Source organism: Rhodanobacter sp. K2T2, from assembly GCF_013408815.1.
GTDB lineage: Bacteria > Pseudomonadota > Gammaproteobacteria > Xanthomonadales > Rhodanobacteraceae > Rhodanobacter.
The window spans coordinates 122,956-140,050 of the sequence record NZ_JACCCA010000003.1 but is presented as its reverse complement, the minus strand read 5'-3'; the positions used below and the strand labels follow the sequence as shown (position 1 = coordinate 140,050).

Annotated in this window: 10 protein-coding genes; 2 read left to right on the top strand and 8 right to left on the bottom strand. The window is 64.1% G+C overall.

Features of this window, described 5'->3' with window-relative positions; genetic code table 11:
• Positions 1 to 26: 26 nt before the first annotated feature.
• Together murL and murD are read left to right on the top strand one after the other, a co-directional pair.
• A complete protein-coding gene (murL, locus tag HDE78_RS06280) occupies positions 27 to 1,370 on the top strand; it encodes a UDP-N-acetyl-alpha-D-muramoyl-L-alanyl-L-glutamate epimerase (protein ID WP_179477684.1) in 1,344 nt (447 codons plus the stop codon).
• Positions 1,370 to 2,728, top strand: a complete 1,359-nt coding sequence (murD, locus tag HDE78_RS06275) for a UDP-N-acetylmuramoyl-L-alanine--D-glutamate ligase (protein ID WP_179477683.1) — start codon at positions 1,370 to 1,372, stop codon at positions 2,726 to 2,728. Before murL ends, murD begins: the two co-directional genes overlap by 1 nt.
• Before the next feature lie 14 nt (positions 2,729 to 2,742).
• Here the strand turns inward: murD and HDE78_RS06270 are convergent, their stop codons facing one another.
• The 8 genes from HDE78_RS06270 to HDE78_RS06235 form a co-directional block, all read right to left on the bottom strand.
• Positions 2,743 to 3,261 carry a DUF4019 domain-containing protein gene (locus HDE78_RS06270; protein WP_179477682.1) on the bottom strand — a complete coding sequence of 173 codons (519 nt, stop codon included), beginning with the start codon at positions 3,259 to 3,261 and terminating at the stop codon, positions 2,743 to 2,745.
• 100 nt (positions 3,262 to 3,361) lie between these two features.
• Positions 3,362 to 3,682 (bottom strand): hypothetical protein, encoded by a 321-nt coding sequence (locus HDE78_RS06265; RefSeq protein ID WP_179477681.1) that lies wholly within the window; start codon positions 3,680 to 3,682, stop codon positions 3,362 to 3,364.
• 81 nt (positions 3,683 to 3,763) lie between these two features.
• The gene (locus tag HDE78_RS06260) at positions 3,764 to 5,824 is read right to left on the bottom strand and encodes a M13 family metallopeptidase (protein WP_179477680.1); all 2,061 of its coding nucleotides are present in this window, start codon (positions 5,822 to 5,824) and stop codon (positions 3,764 to 3,766) included.
• Positions 5,825 to 6,032: 208 nt separating this feature from the next.
• Positions 6,033 to 7,760, bottom strand: a complete 1,728-nt coding sequence (locus tag HDE78_RS20820; protein WP_218862100.1) for a DUF3300 domain-containing protein — start codon at positions 7,758 to 7,760, stop codon at positions 6,033 to 6,035.
• Between the two features lie 197 nt (positions 7,761 to 7,957).
• Positions 7,958 to 11,782 (bottom strand): translocation/assembly module TamB domain-containing protein, encoded by a 3,825-nt coding sequence (locus HDE78_RS06250; protein ID WP_179477679.1) that lies wholly within the window; start codon positions 11,780 to 11,782, stop codon positions 7,958 to 7,960.
• Positions 11,779 to 13,557, bottom strand: a complete 1,779-nt coding sequence (locus HDE78_RS06245) for an autotransporter assembly complex family protein (protein ID WP_179477678.1) — start codon at positions 13,555 to 13,557, stop codon at positions 11,779 to 11,781. Before HDE78_RS06245 ends, HDE78_RS06250 begins: the two co-directional genes overlap by 4 nt.
• A 217-nt stretch (positions 13,558 to 13,774) precedes the next feature.
• Positions 13,775 to 16,396 (bottom strand): glycosyltransferase family 2 protein, encoded by a 2,622-nt coding sequence (locus HDE78_RS06240; RefSeq protein ID WP_179477677.1) that lies wholly within the window; start codon positions 16,394 to 16,396, stop codon positions 13,775 to 13,777.
• Positions 16,397 to 16,627: 231 nt separating this feature from the next.
• Positions 16,628 to 17,095: a Dps family protein gene (locus HDE78_RS06235; protein ID WP_179477676.1), complete on the bottom strand. Its 468-nt coding sequence runs from the start codon at positions 17,093 to 17,095 to the stop codon at positions 16,628 to 16,630.

Genomic DNA, 17,095 nt, shown 5'->3' with positions numbered 1-17,095 from the left:
TCATGGCAGCCGGGAAATAACTGCAGGTGATAAACGTGATCCAACCGCGCCTGACCCAGGTGTTTCGCTTTGTTCGTCACGCCTACGACCACGGCGTGGTCGAGCTGGTTTATGCGTTCGACGACGGCGCCGAGTTGATCGAGAAAATCTATTTTCCCGATGCGCCGGCGCTGCCGCCTGAGCGCGCCGAAGCCTTTGCACGTGCGCTGCAGCTGCTGCATCTGATCGCCGGCGTCAGCTATTACAAAGCTGGGGTGCCGCCAACGATTGAAGTGGCGGCTGGACCCTTGGATGACGCGACGGCCGATGTGCTCGATGCGCTGTATCTGCATGGGCTGGCTGAGTTCGCCTATCGCAACGGGCTGGATTTGCGCGGGCGGATAGCCTTTCCGCGAGGTGGTTCCGCGCCATCTGCCGCGATATCGTTGGGTCTGCCGAAGCGCACCCTCGTGCCCATCGGCGGCGGCAAGGATTCGCTGGTGGCGGTCGAAGCGATCAAGGCCATTGGCGGCGAGGCCACGGCCGTGTGGGTCGGCAATTCGCCCTTGATCGCCGCCTGCGCCGAGCGCACCGGTTTGCCGATGCTCAATATCCAGCGCGAGCTGGCGCCAGGGCTGTTCGAGCTGAACCGGCTCGGCGCGTGGAACGGGCATATTCCGGTGACGGCGGTGAACTCGGCGATCCTCGCGGTGGCGGCAGTTCTCTACGGTTACGATTCGGTTGCCTTCGCCAACGAGCGTTCGGCCTCGGTCGCCACGCTGGAATACGACGGCCTGCAGGTGAACCACCAATGGAGCAAGGGCTACGCGTTCGAGCAGCTGCTGGGCGACTGGCTGCATACGCACGTGGCGGCCGATCTGGATTACTGCTCGCTGCTGCGCCCGTATTCTGAGCTGGCGATCACCCGCGCCTTCGCCAGGCTCACGCCGTACTTCGACACGTTTTCCAGCTGCAACCGCAACTTCAAATTGCTCGGCCCGAAGCCGGCCGACCGCTGGTGCGGGCATTGTCCGAAATGCCATTTCGTGTTCTTGGCGCTGGCGCCATTCCTGTCGAAGCCGCGTCTGCTCGGCATCTTCGGGCGCAATCTGCTCGATGACGAAACGCAGTCCGCCGGTTTCGATGCGCTGATGGAGTACCAGGACCATAAGCCGTTCGAATGCGTCGGTGAGGGTGCCGAAGCGCGTGCCGCCATGTTCGCCCTGAGCCAGCGACCGGAGTGGCAGGAGGATGCGCTGGTCGCGCGCTTCCGCAGCGAAATCCTGCCGCAGCTCGATCCGGCGCAGCTGGCGCTGGAGCCGTGGCTGCAGCCGGATGCGGAGCATCGCGTGCCAGCGCGCCTGCGGCCTGCGCTGGCGACCATCGGCTGATGCGCATTGCCGAGCTGGCCGATCGGCGCGTCGCGGTCTGGGGTTTCGGTCGCGAGGGCAGGGCGACGATAGCTGCCGTACGCGAGCAGCTGCCCGAGCTACCGCTGACGCTGTATTGCACTGAGTCGGAAATCGACGCCGCGCGCCATTTCGACAGTGCCCTGGTCGTGCATGGTCGCGAACCCGACGCGTCTGATTTGGCCGGCTATGACGTTGTCGTCAAATCGCCCGGCATCTCGGCCTACAAGCCGGCCATTCTCGCGGCGAAAGCGCAGGGCACGCAGTTCACTTCGGGCACCGCGCTGTGGTTCGCGGAGAATCCTGCGGCGCGGGTGATCGCCGTCACCGGCACCAAGGGCAAGAGCACCACGAGCGCGATGATGGCGCACCTTGCGCGATCGCTGGCCGTGCGCACGGCTTTGGCCGGCAATATCGGTTTGCCGCTGCTCGAACTGCGCGGGCAGTCCGCGGAACTGTGGGTGATTGAGCTGTCGAGCTTCCAGACTGGCGAAGCCGCTGCGCTGGAGCTCGGCGTCATCACCAGCCTTTACGAAGAGCATCTGGACTGGCACGGCTCGCGCGAGCAATACGTCACCGACAAGCTGCGGCTGGCGGCGGTATCACGCCAGCTGTTGGTCAATGCGCTGCAGCCTGTGCTGATGGAGCGCACGCAGGACCATCCGCATCGCCTGCTGTTCGGGCAATCATCCGGCTGGCATGTCGCGGAAGGCTTTATTCGTCGCGGTACCGGCGAGGTGTTTCCCATGGACCAACTCGCCGCCCCCGGCCTGCACAACGCGTTGAACGCCTGCGCTGCCTTGGCGGCGCTGGCCGACATCGGCATGGATGCGCTCGCCGCCGCGCCATCACTGGCGAGCTTTCGCCCGCTGCCGCATCGTCTGCAGCCACTCGGCGAGCGCGACGGGTTCCAATGGGTCAACGATTCCATCTGCACCACGCCGCAGGCCACGCTGGCGGCGCTGGAAAGCGTGCACGGCCAACCGGTGACGGTGCTGGTCGGCGGCTATGATCGCGGTGTGGATTGGACGGAGTTTGCCGTCGCGGTGGCAAAGTCGCCGCCCCATGCCATCGTCTGCATGGGCGCTAACGGGTCACGCATCGAGGCGCTGTTGAACGAAGCTGCCGTGCCTTGCCCTGTGCTGCGCGTCGACGATCTGCACGCCGCGATCGTTGAAGCGAAAGCGCGCGCCGGCGCTAGCGGCGTGATCTTGCTTTCTCCCGGGGCGCCGAGCTTCGATCAGTTCAAGGATTACGCCGAGCGCGGGCGCCGTTTTACGGAGCTGGCCGGTTTCGACGCTGCCCAGATTGCCGGCATCGACGGGCTGGGCATCGCATAATCTTTCTCGATGACTCAGTGCAGGGTGTAGCCCGTCACGCGCCAGTGCTGATCGGGATCGAGATGAAATGACACCAGTTCGTGCACCGTCTTCGGGCTGCTGGCGAATTGCGTGGCGAAGACGACGTTGATATAGGTGCCGGCGGGGACAATAGGCCCGTTACCGGACGTGCCCTGGCCGTTGTAGACAGAGCTTGTGACGGTATCGAGCTTGCGCGATTTCAGCGCGCCTATTGAAGCCCGGGCGGCGCTCACCTGGGTGACAAAAACGTCGCGGGTCACGATGGCCCTGGCGATGTCGGAGGCATGGTCCCAGACATCGCCGGCCTTGTTCTGATCGACCAGCTCGGCGACTTCCGTGGCCACCTTGATTAGCTGGGGGCCGATCTTGTCGACCATCGCCTGCAGCGATTTCTGCTGCGGGGTGAGCGCGACAGGCGCAGAGGGTTTGGAAGAATTCGGTGACGGCGTTTGCGCACGCGCCGCGGCCATCGAAAGCATCAGCAGCACGGCGAAAAACAATCTGGCGGACATCGGACGATCTCCCTCGGGAAGCATGTCGATTCGGCGTTTTCGCTAAGACGTTAGCACGGCCCGGCTTGCCGGGCGTGCCACGCTGCAGCATGGCCGAAGGTCAAAGCGCTATGGCATCGAATTCGGCAAACATCTGCTGTGATTCCTTCAACCGAGCCAGCGGCGTGTAATCGCAGGCCGCGCCGAACTCGGCCCATAGTGCGCCGACTGCCGCATTCGTATGCGCCTGCGCGATGGCCTCGGCCGACCGCCATTCGAATACCTCGACGATGGATCCGTCGACCGCGCGCATAACATAGCCCGGACGATCCGTGATCAGATTTTCCGCCGCCAGTACATCCAGATGCTTTTTTACGACGGCAAGCAGCTGCTCCTCCTTGCCGGGTTTGGGCGTGTAAGCAACGATGACGAAGCGTCCCATGGCGAGTCCTCGACAGTTGTTGTGTTCAAGTTAGCGGGCAACGGTACTTCGCGGCGACTAGACACGTTTGCATACGAGGTCTTACCAGATGCGCACGCGATCGTCCGGCGCAAGGTAAAGTTTTTCGCCCGGCTGCGGCGAAAACGCGTCGTACCAGGCGTCGAGATTGCGCACGGTCTGCGCGCGGAAATTGCCGGGCGCGTGGCCATCGGAAATCACCTGCGCGCGCATCGCCGCGTCGCGGGTCTTTTCGCGCCACGACTGCGCGAAGGCGAGGAAGAACCGCTGGTCGCCGGTGAGTCCGTCGATCACCGGCGCGGGCTTGCCGCCGAGCGACTTGTGATAAGCGAGATAGGCCACGGTGAGTCCGGAGACGTCGGCGATGTTCTCGCCCAGCGTCTGCTGGCCGTTGATGTGCAGGCCGGGCAGCGCCTCGTAGGCGTTGTACTGCGCCACCAGCTTCTGCGTGGCGGCCTTGAAGTGCGCCTGGTCGGCCGGCGTCCACCAATTGGCCAGCTTGCCGCTGGCGTCGAACTCGGCGCCGGTATTGTCGAAGCTGTGGCTGATCTCGTGACCGATCACGGCGCCGATCGAGCCGTAGTTGGCGGCAGGGTCGGCCTTGGGGTCGAAGAACGGCGCCTCGAGAATCGCCGCCGGAAAATTCAGCGCGTTCTGCAGCGGCAGATTCACCGCGTTGACCGTCTGCGGCGTCATCCACCATTCGTTGCGATCGACCGGCGCGCCGAGTTTTGCCTTCTGGTGCTGGTATTCGTGCGCTTCGGCACGCAGATGATTGCCGACCGTGTCGTCGGCCTTGATGGTGAGATCGGCGTAATTGCGCCAGGTTTCCGGATAGCCCACGCCGACATGGGTGGTGGCGATCTTGGCTTTGGCCTTGGCCTTGGTCGCCGGCGTCATCCAGGTCAGCTGGTCCACGCGGCTGTCGAACGCGGCCAGGATATTGCTGACCATCTGCTGCACTTCAGCCTTGGACGAGGCGGGAAAGTACTGCTTGACGTAGAGCTGGCCGACCGCATCGCCGAGATCCCGATTCACCGCGCCAAGCGCCAGCTTCCAGCGCTCGCTCTGCGTCGGTGTGCCCTGCAGCGTGTGGCCATAGAACTCGAAGTTGGCGTCGGCATAGGCCTTGGGCAGCAGGTTGGCGACATGGTTGATGGTGTGGAAAGTGAGGAAAGCCTTCCAGGTTTCCAGCGGCTCGTTGCCTACCAACGCCGATTCAGCGGTGATGGCTGCCGGCTGCCAAGCAACGATCTGCTTCTGGCTATCCAGCCCCGCAGCCTTGAAATAGGCGGCCCAGTCCAGGCCGGGCGCCTTGCCGGCAAAGTCGGCCAGCGACCAGGGATTGTTGGCCTTGTGCACGTCCTCGCTGTCGACCAGGCTTTCCTGCGCCTTGGCGATCTTGGTTTCCAGATCGAAGACGGCCTTGGCCTTGTCGTCCGCATCGGCGATGCCGGCGTTTTTCAATTGCGTGGCGATATAAGCCTGATACTTGGCGCGAAAGCCCGCCATGTCCTTGTCGGTATCGAGGTAGTAGTCGCGGTTCGGCATGCCCAGCCCACCCTGCAGCAGGTACGGCACGCTGCGCGAGGGGTCTTCCAGCCCCTGCGTCACGAACAGGCCGAACAGATGCTCGGTGCTGAAATGGGTCGCGTTGATCGGGTCCACGTCGGCGCGCAGTTCGCTGCCGAGTTCGGCCGCCAGCGCCTCTTTGCTGTCGATGGCGGCAATCGCCTTGAGCTGCGGCTGCAGCGGCGCGAGGCCACGTTTCTCGATACTGGCCATATCCATGAAGGCGGCGTAGTAGTCGGCGATCTTGCGCTGATTGGTGCCAGCCGGCGCCTTGCTGGCTGCGATGGTCTTGATCAGTTCGGCGTTGCGCTTTTCGGCTTTCTCGAACACCTGCAGAAATACGCCGGTGCTGGAACGATCGGCGGGAATCACCGCGGTCTTGCGCCAGTTTTCGTTGGCGTAGCCGTCGAAGTCATCACCGGGTTTGATGCTGTGATCGATGCCGGCCAGGTCGATGCCCGACGGGCCGCGCGGCGCGTCCGCGGCCTCGGTGGTCGCAACGCCGAGGCTGCAGAGAATGGCCGCGGCAAGAATCCATCGTTGGGTCGACATGGCTGGCTACACCTTCAGGAAAAAAGCGCCCCACGATAAACCGCGCCCGATGCCCTCTGTGTGCATGACCTATCTGTGTGCATGCCCGATGGGCCATGCAGTTTGTGAGCCATGGAGCTTGCCTTGGTTGCTGGCGCAGGGGGTATCGGCCTGCGCCAGCCGCGTCGGCTATCGAGCGAACGGTGGACCGTTCGCTCGATCAGTGCAGTCAACGGTGCTTGTCGTCCTTGTGCCGCTCGGCCGGATGCGGAGCGGGATGGCCGCCGCCATGCTGCTGCTGCGGACGAGGTGCCGCTTGCTGATGCGCGACCTGCCGCGGTTGCTCCATGCTCGGGCGCGGCTGCGCCATCGGATGCTCTGACGGGCGCGGCGCGGCCGCCTGATGCTGCTCCGGCTGATTCACGCGCTGCGTCTGGTTGAAACGCTGCGCTTCGGCGGGACGTGCCGCTGCGTGCTGTTGCATCGCGGTATTCGGGCGCTGCTGCGGCGCGAAGCCGGCGCCGCGTGTCGGCTCGACCGGGCGCTGGGCAGCATTGCCGACCCGATGGTTGATCGCTTCGCGGTTGGCTTGTGCGTTCGGCTCACTGTGCGCGATGTTGGCGGCGTTGGCGTGCGCAAAACCGTTCGGCGTGGCGTGTGCAGCGTTGCGCTCGCTTTGCGCCGTGGTCACACCCGGACGCGGCACACCATTGAAGTGCGGCATGCTCATCGGGCCGTGGGTACCGACGGCACCGCTCGCGTTCAGCCGCGCCACGCCCGGATTGCCCGCGATGCCGCGCTGAGCAGCAGCATTCACGCCGAAGTTTGGCGCGGTCGCGCCATGCTGGGCAAATCCGTTTGGACGTCCATTGGCTAGCGCGCCCACCGGGCCGGCACCGGGACGGTTGTTGACGATCGTATTGCCAACATTGCGGTTGTTATTGATGTTGTTGACCGTGCGATTGTTGTAGTTGTTGGTGATGTTGTGATTGACCACCGTGGTGGAACGCGACACATAGGTATTGTTGTTATAGACCACCGCCGGGCGCCCGCCGCCGCCGTAGCCGCCACCATAACCGCCGCCACCGTGGCCGCCCCAGTTCATGCCCCAGTTGTTCCAGCCATAGCCACCGTCATGGTGGTGGCCGAACAGCGAGCCGACCAGGACGGCGGCACCGAAACCGATGGCGCCGGCCACGATCAGATCGCCGCCGCTGTAGCCGCGCGGCTGCACATAGGTGTAACCCGGGTAATAGGGCACTTCTTCGCCATAAACGACCTGCGGGTTGTACTGCGGCACGTAAACCGTATCGGGATCGGTCGGCTGGATTTCGATCACCTGGCTCGGCGCTGGCACTACCGAATACACCGGCTGACCGCCGTTGCTGGCGTAATCGACCGGCGTCACCGTTTGGGTTTGCACGGTCAATTGCGAAGAGGTTTTAAGGCTGCCGTGCGAGGCAGCGCGCTGCCGCATCACCTGAATGGCATTCATTACATCGGTCGGGTCGTTGACATAGGCTTCGCCGAGCGAAGTGGTCCAGTCGATATTCTTGGCCATCTGATCGAGCACGCTGGGGAAAACGGTCAGGCCCTTGACGCTCGGATCCCACGGTTGCTGGGCGATCGCGGTTTGCAGGGGTTCGCCCTTGAGGTTGGGGTTCTGATCGACCACGCTGTCGGCGGCCGTAATTTGATCCGGATAGGTCGAGCCCGCAAGCACCTGAGCCACCAGCTTGTCCGGGAACAGTGCGATGGGTGCCACCATCTGATAGAGCTGGTCAGCGCTCGGCGGCGTATAGGCGGCTTGCTGTGCGCCCGCGCTGGTTTGCGCCGGTGCTGGCGCAGATGCGGAACTTGCCGGCGGCTGCGACGGCGATGCGGGCTGATTGCAGCCTGCCATCGCTACGAAGCCTGCGCAGAGCAGGGTGTACATCGCGTTTCGTGCAAGCGGCATGCGGGTCACGGGACAACCTCTCAGGTAAGGGTTAAGGGCGAAAATCCTGCCATGCGGTTTCTTTCAGGGACGTTCCGTCGAACCTAACGACCCGTGAGAAGTCGAAACATTGCGCGAGCACGCCGCCATTTCAGACGCCCAAGTGTGCGGTGGGGTGGATTATCAGGGCGTGATTTGAACGGTTGCTGTCGCGACCGTTACCGCTCGTAGCGATAGTTCAGGCTGGCGCGATTGAAGTCCGTAGCGTTTTGCGCCTCGAAGTTCCAGCGCTGGGTCAGCCGATAGCGCAGGGTAATCACCTGGCCGGGGTCGAACAGGCCGACGCCGTAACTCAGATAAAGCCGCGGCGACAAATACTTGCCCACGGTGAACGCCGAGTTGCCGTTCAGCGCATCGCTGCTGGTAACGCCGATGTCGTCCACGCCCAGTCGTGTGCCGATGCTCTTGGCGAGCATGTTGCCGCCGGCCGAACCCAGCGCCTGCGCCGCCGAACTCACCGCGCTGCCTTCGCCACCCTTGACGTCCGACAGCGGCTTGCCGGTAATCAGGTAGGACAGCGCGTCGGACTGTTGCATCACCGGATTGGAAAAGACGGTGATGTTCGGCCGCTGCGCCGTACCGGCGATGAGCAGGCCGACGACCTGGCCGTCGTCGATGGTGTTGTTCGGATTGATTTTGCGCACGGCGCGAATGTTGAGGCCCGGGTTGTCGATCGGCGTGGTGGCGAAGAGCAGCTGGCCGTTCTCGATCTGCAGGTTCTGACCGTAGGCCTTGTAGGTGCCGTCGACGGCGATCTGGCCGCGGCCGGTCGTTGCGCGACCGGGCGTGTCGCTGACGGTGAGCTGGCCGCTCAATTTGCCGTCGAGTCCCTTGCCGACCAGATGCGTCTTGTCGCCAAGATCGACCTTCACCTGCGCGCTGATCGGCAGCGCGGTGGCCGCCTGCTCCCGATCCTGCGGCTTCTGATCGACCAGCACGATGTCCGGCGATGCCTTGGTCGCGCCGGCGCCGGGCAGCTTTTCGAGATTGATGTCCGCGCTGTCCAGCGTCACTCCGCCGCCGATGGCGATGCCCTTGCTGTCCTGTTTGATCGTCATGTCGGGCGAGATCACCACTTTGGCGGCCGGGATATCGGCGGCGGTGAACCGGCTGCCTTTCAAGGTCACCAGGGTCTGTGCCGTGGCGCCCAAGCCGACGCTGCCGCCGATCGCCAACGAGCCTTTGCCGGATTGCACCGTGCCGTCCAAGCGGAAGTGCTGGCTGTCGAGCGCGCTGACCACGAGCTTGCCTTGGGTCAGCTTGAGCCCGGCCACAGGCACTTCGGCGGCGAAGTTGCTGAGCGAGGCGTTGCCCAGCAACGAGGGTTGCTTGAGCGTGCCGCCGATACGAAAGCTGCCGACTAAGGCACCCTTGACGTTGGCCACGTCGCTGGTCAGCAGCTCGACAAAGCCCAGTTTGTTGAGGTGCAGGTCCAGCTGTCCCGCCAGCGCCTGCTGCGCGCCGCTGACGGTGATTTGGCCATCCAGACGTCCGCCGCTGTCCAGGCCGCTATGCAGTTCGACGTGCTGGCTATCGGGCGACAGCGTCGCAGCAAGAGTCAACCGGTCGTAGGTGATCAGCGGCGCTTCCGCGTGATCGGTATAGGTGACACTGCCATGCGCCGAGGTGATCGACGCGTTGCCGCTGAACGCACCGGCGGCGTTGCGGCGGATGCTGCCGTTGCCTTCGAGCATGCCGTCTGCACGCATCGGTAGATTGGCTTCGCCCGCGGCGTTCATCAGCAGGGCCAGCGGCAGCTGGCGCAGGCGATAGCTGGCGTCGAGGTTGCCGGCCTTGTCCTGCGTGGCCTGCACGCAAAGCAGCGGATCGCCGGCGCTGAGGCAGGTGTCCGACATGCTCATCGCGCCTGCGACGTAAGCCAGTTGCGAGGGTTGCTGCAGGCGCAGACCGGGCAACCCCTGCGGGAGCACGGTGAGCTCGGACAGCGTGCCTCGCCAGTCCGAGCCCTTCAACGAGCCGCTCAGTGCCAGCGTTGCCGAAAGCTGCGTACCGCGCGCATCGAGATTCAAACGGTGCTGTGCCGCGGTGCCACTGGCCAGCAGGCCTATCTGCGAAAACAGCAGGCCGCCGGCGTTGACGCCATGCAGCTGCAGGTTGAACTTGCCGCCGGGATGGCTGATGTCCGGCACGTTGGCGTCCAGCTGCAGTCCGGCGACGCGCTGCTGCTGATACGCGATGGACTGTCCCTGCAGCTGACCGTCGATGCTGAGCTTCGGCTGCCGGCCGCGCACGTGGAACCCGCCGTTCAAGCGGCCGCCGGCATTGGGCAGCCAGTCGCCCAGCGATGTCACAGCGAGATTCAGCGCGATGTCGTTGGCGGCGGTGGCGCCGTTGTCCGACCTTTTTGCGTCGATGCGCACGGTACTGCCGCCCGAGGCCAGGTTGAGCTGGCCGTCGACGATTTGGTCGGGTGAAAGATGCAGGCTGCCGTCGCCCTTGATCGCGCGCTGGCGCAGCGTGCCACCGAGCTTGCGGATTTCCAGCGTCACGTCGGGGCGGTTCTGCGGAAGCGTACCGTGGCTGGCGATGTCGAAGTTCAGCGCCCCGTTCCAGCCGGCCAGCAGCTGGCCGGGATCGAGCTGATCGGCGGTAGCGTCGACCTGCCAGGCCAGCGCCGGTTGCAGGGTCAGCGTGCCGCTGACCTGCATGCCGCCACGCGCCTGCTTCAGCGCCAGCGTGTGCAGCGCGATCTGCTGCGGCGTGCCGTCGAGATTCAGCGCGAGCGCGGCCAGCTTGCCCGGCGGGCCGATCGCGACATCGCCTTCGGCGTGGTAGCGGTTGGCGCTGCCTTTGGCTTTCAGTGTGCCGTGGCTGACCAGCGGTTGGCCGACCAACTCGGTCGGCAGCTGCAGATCGTTCCATTGAACGGTCAGGTCGGCGCTGATCGGCTGCGCATCGAGCTGTACCGTGCCGCTGGCGGCGACGCTACCCTTGATCTGCGGCGAGCCGACATTGAGCTGACGCAGGGTCAGCGTCTTGAAGTCATGGCTGAACTGCACGCTGAGCGGCTGCAGCAGCAACTTGTAGTCGTTGAGGTCCAGCGTGCCGTCGAGGTTGCCGCTGTAGCGGTCGCCGTGCCCCTGCAGCGAAACGGCCAATGCCGTGAGCGAGCTGGGGCCGATCAACGGCTTCGGATCGAAACCCGGTGCGTCGAGTTTGGCCGTCCAAACGAAATCGCCGCTTTGCCGAAGATCGAGCTGCAGCTGCGCGACCATCGGCTGCGCCAGTTTGACGTCCACGTGCGCGCGATCGCCGTCGCTGTGCGCGGCGAGGCTGCCGGCGTAATCGTTGCCGCCGACCTTCCAGGCGAAGCTCGCGCTGCCGTCACCCCGATAGTTTTTACCGACCGCCAGCTTGCCGCCGAGCGCGGCATGGCCGTCCGGCGATCGTAGGTCGAGCTGGCGCAGCTCGATGCCATTAGCGGTCCAGCTGCCGGCCAGATCGAGGGTGTTCGAGGCGAACAACGGTTGGCCGCCCTGGGTGATGTTCACCGTGCCGACATGCACGCGATCGAGCAGCAGGTCGAGCGGCGGTTTCAGCGAAAAGCTCGAATCGCCTTTTTCCGTGCTCGGCGAGCTCGGTGCAAGAGTCACGTCGACGCCCTCGACGTCGAGATCGATCACCTGCAGCTGTTTGCGCAGCAGCGGCCATGCGCGCAGTTCGAGGTGCGCCTTGGCGACCTGCGCCTCGAGTCCGCTGCCGTCGCGATAGCGCACGCCGGAGAGATCTAGCGGGCCGAGCAGGCGCCCTGCGGCCGACTGCACTTGCAGTGCGCCGTGCGTCAGCGATTGCGCGCGCGCGAGCGCGAAGCGCAAGCCCGATGACGTACCGAGCAGCCACGCGCTGCCGGCAACGGTCAGCAGCAACAGCGTCAGCACGGTGACGCCGATCCAGCGCAGCCGGCGGCGGCGCGGTGCCGCGGTGGGAGCTGCGGGTGGATTCACGCTGCCGAGGTCGCTCATAGATCCGGCCCGATCACCAGATGCAGTTCGAGACCGCTCTGGCGAGAGTTGTGGATGGGGGTGCCGATATCGACGCGTATCATGCCGACCGGCGACAGATACCGCACGCCGAGCCCGGCGCCGATGACGGGGCTGAAAGAAGTGCCGGTGAAAGCGTTGCCTGCGTCGACGAATGCGGCCATACCCCAGGTGCGGTTGAAGTAATGCTCCACTTCGGTGCTCGCGACGAGCAGGTTTTCACCGCCGATCACGCGGCCGTAGCTGTTGAGCGGGCCGACCTGTTGATAGCCGTAACCGCGGATCGACTGGTCGCCGCCGGCGAAAAAGCGCAGCTGCGGCGGTAGGGCAGTGAAGTCGTTCGTCCAGGTGACGCCGGCGGTGCCGCGCAGAATCAGCCGGTTGCGATCGTCGGCACCGAAGGCATCGATCCACTTCGCGTTGGCCATCAGCTGGCTGAAGCGCGCATCGGACAGCAGAGTGCCGGCGGTGCTGCTGGCGGTGAGGCTGAGCGACCAGCCGTGGTGGACGAAGTTGGGGTTGTCGGCCTTCTTGCGCGACAGCGAAGCCTGACCAAACACCTCGGTGCTGCGTCCATGTTCGAGGCCCGGTGTGTTGTCAGGCTCGTCGCCGATCTTGCCGACAGTGAAGGTGCCGGACAGCGCATGCAGGCCGATCGTGCGCGTCCAGCCGCGCCATAGCTCGGTTTCGTTGGCGACCAGCTCCAGCGTGCGCGATTGCGAGGTATCGGTATCGGAATCGCGATAGGTGGCGCCATAGTTCAGGCTGCGCTGGTTCTGCCCAGGCAGGGGAATGGAGTAAAGCGTGGAAACCGTTTTCAGGCGCTGTGCCAGTACGACCTCGTTTTTCCACTTGTGCCCGCGGTCGTTGACCCAGCGCCGCTCGATGCCGCCGCGCACACCCAGGCCGGTATCGGTGCCGATGAACGGACCGCCGGTATAAATCGTGCGCTTGGCCGGCGCCAGCTGCACGGTAATATCGACGACGCCGTTTTTCGCGGTATCCACATCGGGCAGCACGTTGACGACCGAAAAATAGTCGGCGCCGTTCAGCGCCTGCTGCAGCTGCAGCAGCTGGTCCTGCGAGAAATAGTCGCCGGGCTTGAACGGCACGTAGCGATCGAGAAAGTCCTCGCGGAACTGCGAATTGTCGAAATGCACCTGACCGTAGCGATAGCGCTGGCCGGCCTGCCAAGACAGGTTGATCACGGCGCTGTGCTCGGCGCGATTCACCTCGACCCGATGCGTGACCAGCTTCGCATCGAGAAATCCGTTGGCGGTCAACGAACCGCTGATGCGATCGCGCAGATCGTCGTAGGCGCCGTCGTTCAGCGGCTGGCCTTTCTGGCGTTCCAGCGCGCGCATGGATCGGCGGATCGGCGCGATGTCCGATGCCTGTTTGTCCATGCTGAGATTGACGGCCGTGATTTTCACCGGCTCGCCGGGCGTGACGTGTAGGGCCACTTTCCAGTCCTTGCCCTGCTGCTGGATGTCGCCGGTGGTGGTTGCGTCGTAATAGCCGTAGGGCGCCAGCGCCGCTTTCACCTGGGCAGGCGCGTTTTCGTAGAGCCTGCGCACCTGCGCGGCACTGATGTCGCGCGCGGCGTACTGGGAAAGCTCCACGCCGGACGTCACCGCGCCTTTGAGCGTGTCGTCCACGCCGTCCACCGTCAGCTGGACGGCGGCGTGCGCCAGCGGCGTCGACAGCAGCAGAGCAACGATCAGCAGAAGCGGCGAGCGTCGTGAAAATCGGCGCATGCGTGGGGTTTCGTCCTCAATAGCTTCGATACAAACGTCGAACTTACTTACACAAATGTCCGCGTTGTATGAAGGTAACCCAGCGATACAGAACTGATCAGTGCAGGACCGATGAGTTCAGGCCGTTTCCCCGCTGCTGGGCTAGGTACCGCAGCGGGTGCTACCCATCGAGGCAGCCGGCAGTCGAGTCATGGACGCGCGACCTGGCGGCGGGCGTTCAACCGGCCTTGTCGCCGGCCCGATGGGCGATCCATGCACCGGCCACGGCCGAGAAATACGGAATCGACTGCGCGCACAGGATGAAGATCCACAGCTTGCCTTCGATGAGATGCGAGGCGTAGCCCATGGCGATGCCGACCACGCACATGCTGATGGCGAAGGCCATCATCATTTCCTCGCGCACCGGTGCAAACGCCGCGAAGCTCGATTCGCCCAGGCGCCGACTCTTTGCGGTCACCACGAAGGAGGTTTTTTCGCGCGTGAGACCGTGCAGGATGCCGCGCGCGATCGCATGGCTCAGGCCCATGCTGGCCAGCGAGGCCATCAGCGTGTCGTACCAGCTGCAAGGAACGCGAGCGCGATACAACACGATGCCGAAGATCGCCTTGGCGAAGAAGAAGCCGATGATCGGAATCAGGAACAGCTGCATCGGCAGGCTGAACAGTTCGGGGAAAGCGACCATGCCGGCGGTCCAGAAAATCGCCATCAGGCTGAAAAGCAGATGCAGCGCATCGGCGAACCAGCTGAACCAGCCGGTGAGGAAGTGGAAGCGCTGACCGCCAGACAGGGGGCCCGGCTTGGTCATCCAGCGCCAGCGGCCCTTGAGGATCTGCATCGCGCCGAAGGCCCAGCGGTAGCGCTGGCTCTTGTACGCCTTGAAGTCGGCCGGGGTCAGACCCTTGCCCATCAGCTCGTCGACGTAGACCAGGTCGTAGCCGGAGTGCATCAGGCGCAGGCCGAGCTCGGCGTCCTCGCAGATCGTCCATTCCGACCAGCCGCCGGTGCCTTCCAGCGCCGAACGTCGCACCATGGTCATGGTGCCGTGCTGGATGATCGCGTTGCGCTCGTTGCGGTGATGCATGCCGATGCGGAAGAAGCCATCGTATTCCCACGCGGTCATGCGGCGGAACGTATTGTTCTCGAACTCGCGATGCGCCTGCGGGCACTGCACCACGGCGACCTTTGGATCGTGAAAGTGGCCGGTGAGCGTGGCCAGCCAGTCGCTGCGCACCTCGTAGTCGGCGTCGATCACCGCCACCACGTCGGCGGCGGGGTCGGTTTCCTTCAGGCCGAAGTTCAGCGCGCCGGCTTTGAAGCCTGGCCACGGTTCCAGATGGAAGAAGCGGAAGCGCTTGCCGAGCTGCTCGCAGTACGCCTGCACCGGTTTCCACACGTCCGGATTCTTGGTGTTGTTGTCGATCACCAGCACTTCGAAGTTGGCGTAGTCGAGCGCGGCCAGCGAATCGAGCGTGATGATGACCATCTCCGGCGGCTCGTTGTAACAGGCCAGATGGATCGACACGAACGGCTGCTTTTCCGGGCGATCCGGCCGCAGCATGCCGGCACTGCGCACCCACTGGCGGCGCCACAGCACTTCGGTGAATTCGAAGCCGTTGATCAGCAAAATGGCCAGGATCGCGATCTGCGCCGGGAACAGCAGGGCCAGCATGGTCCAGTCGATCCAGCTCAGATAGAAGTTGAACGGCAGCGTCGCCGACCAGGTCAGCAGCCCGCAGGCCAGCTGGATCAAGGCGCAGAAAAACAGCCGGCCCATCGGCTTGAAGCGGCTGAAGCGACGGGCGAACCAGATCATCGGCAGCAGTGCCAAAAGGCTCGCAGCCAGCGCCTTCCACGGCCAGCTGGTGTCCTCGATGATCGGGCCGGTCAGGGGGAACTTCAGTTGGCGATCGGCGTTGAACACGCCCCAGTAGGCGCCGGTGCGGCCTTCACCGAGATTTTCTTTCCACGGCTGGTCGAAGGCTTCGAACAGGTAGTAGTCGATGTTCTCTTTCTTGGCCTCGTTCAGCCACAGGCGGTCGAAGATCGCCTCGTTGGAGATCGACGGATAGGACTGCTTCTGGCGATCGCCGGCGGACGGCCAGCCGATTTCGCCGACCACGATGTGCTTGTTCGGAAAGCGCTGCTGGATCGCGTGATAGGCGCCGAGCGCCTGCCCAACCGCGTCGGACTGGCCGTCTTCACCGCTGGATACGGTCACGCCGTTCCAGAACGGGAACAGATGGATGGTGATGAAGTCGACGTGGTCGGCCAGCTCGGGATACTTCAGCCAGATGTAGTCGGGTTCGGCGATGGATACCGGCTGGTGCAGCGCGGCGCGCACCCGGTCGGCATAGGCCATCATCTGTTCGGGCGTAAGGTCGTTTCGGAACAGAACTTCGTTGCCCACGATGACCCGATCGATCGTACCCGGGTAGCGGCGGGCCTGGGCAATCAGCGCGTCGATCTCTTTCTCGTTACCGTCCAGACCTTTCAGAATCTGTGCGCCGGCCATCACCTTAAGACCCTGCTTTTCGGCCAGTCGAGTGACCTGCGGGTTCTCGACCATCGAGTAGGTCGCGATGCGCGAGGTGTAGTGGCTGAGCAGCTTCAGATCGTTATCGATCTGCTCGTCGCTGGGAAAGTCGTGGTTGAACGGGCTCTGATAGCGCTGGAAGCCGGAGTAAGAGAAACCGCCGATCTGACCATGCCAGTCGCCCGGCCCGTTGGGCAGGTTGCCCCACCACCACAAGCCGATATTCAGGGCGGCCACGACCAGCGCAATCGCCAGGGCGGAGAGAAGCGGGTACTTGCTGTCTTGGTTTGCTGCCGTGGCGCTCAAAAAAATTCCCGAAAAAGCCTGCGTTGAAGCGCATAAGCTCAGGAAGCTTAACCAATACCGGGAGGTAGGCTCAACCAAGCTTGTCTAAGATGGTCAGCGCGAGGTCAGGACGGGTCGGGAAAGAGCCGTAGCAGCCGTGCCCCCCGCGCGGCGCCGTCGGCGGCGGACATGAAAACGGCGCCATCGCATGATGGCGCCGTTCTGTGGCTAAGCGAGAGCTGTGTCGGCTGTTTATTTCAGCAGTGAGCGCAGCATCCAGGCGGTTTTCTCGTGCTCTTTCAGGCGGCCAGTGACCATGTCGGCCGTGCCCTCGTCGCCGGGGCCATCGGCGGCCTTGATGGTCTCGCGAGCGGTGTGCGCGGCGATTTCGTGGCCTTCGACGAGCTGGGCGACCATCTCCTTCCAGTCCGGCACGCCGGCCTCTTCCTTGATCGAGGTGAGCTTGCCGAACTGGCTGTAGGAGCCCGGCGCGGCCACGTCGAGCGTGCGGATGCGCTCGGCGACTTCGTCGGCGGCCAGCCACAGCTCGTTGTATTGCACTTCGAACATGGCGTGCAGCGAGTTGAACTGCGGGCCGGTGACGTTCCAGTGGAAGCTGTGGGTCTTCAGATAGAGCGAGTACGTATCCGCCAGCAGCTTGGACAGGTGCTTGGCGATCGCTTCGCGATCTTTTTTGTCGATACCTATGGAAATGGCCAT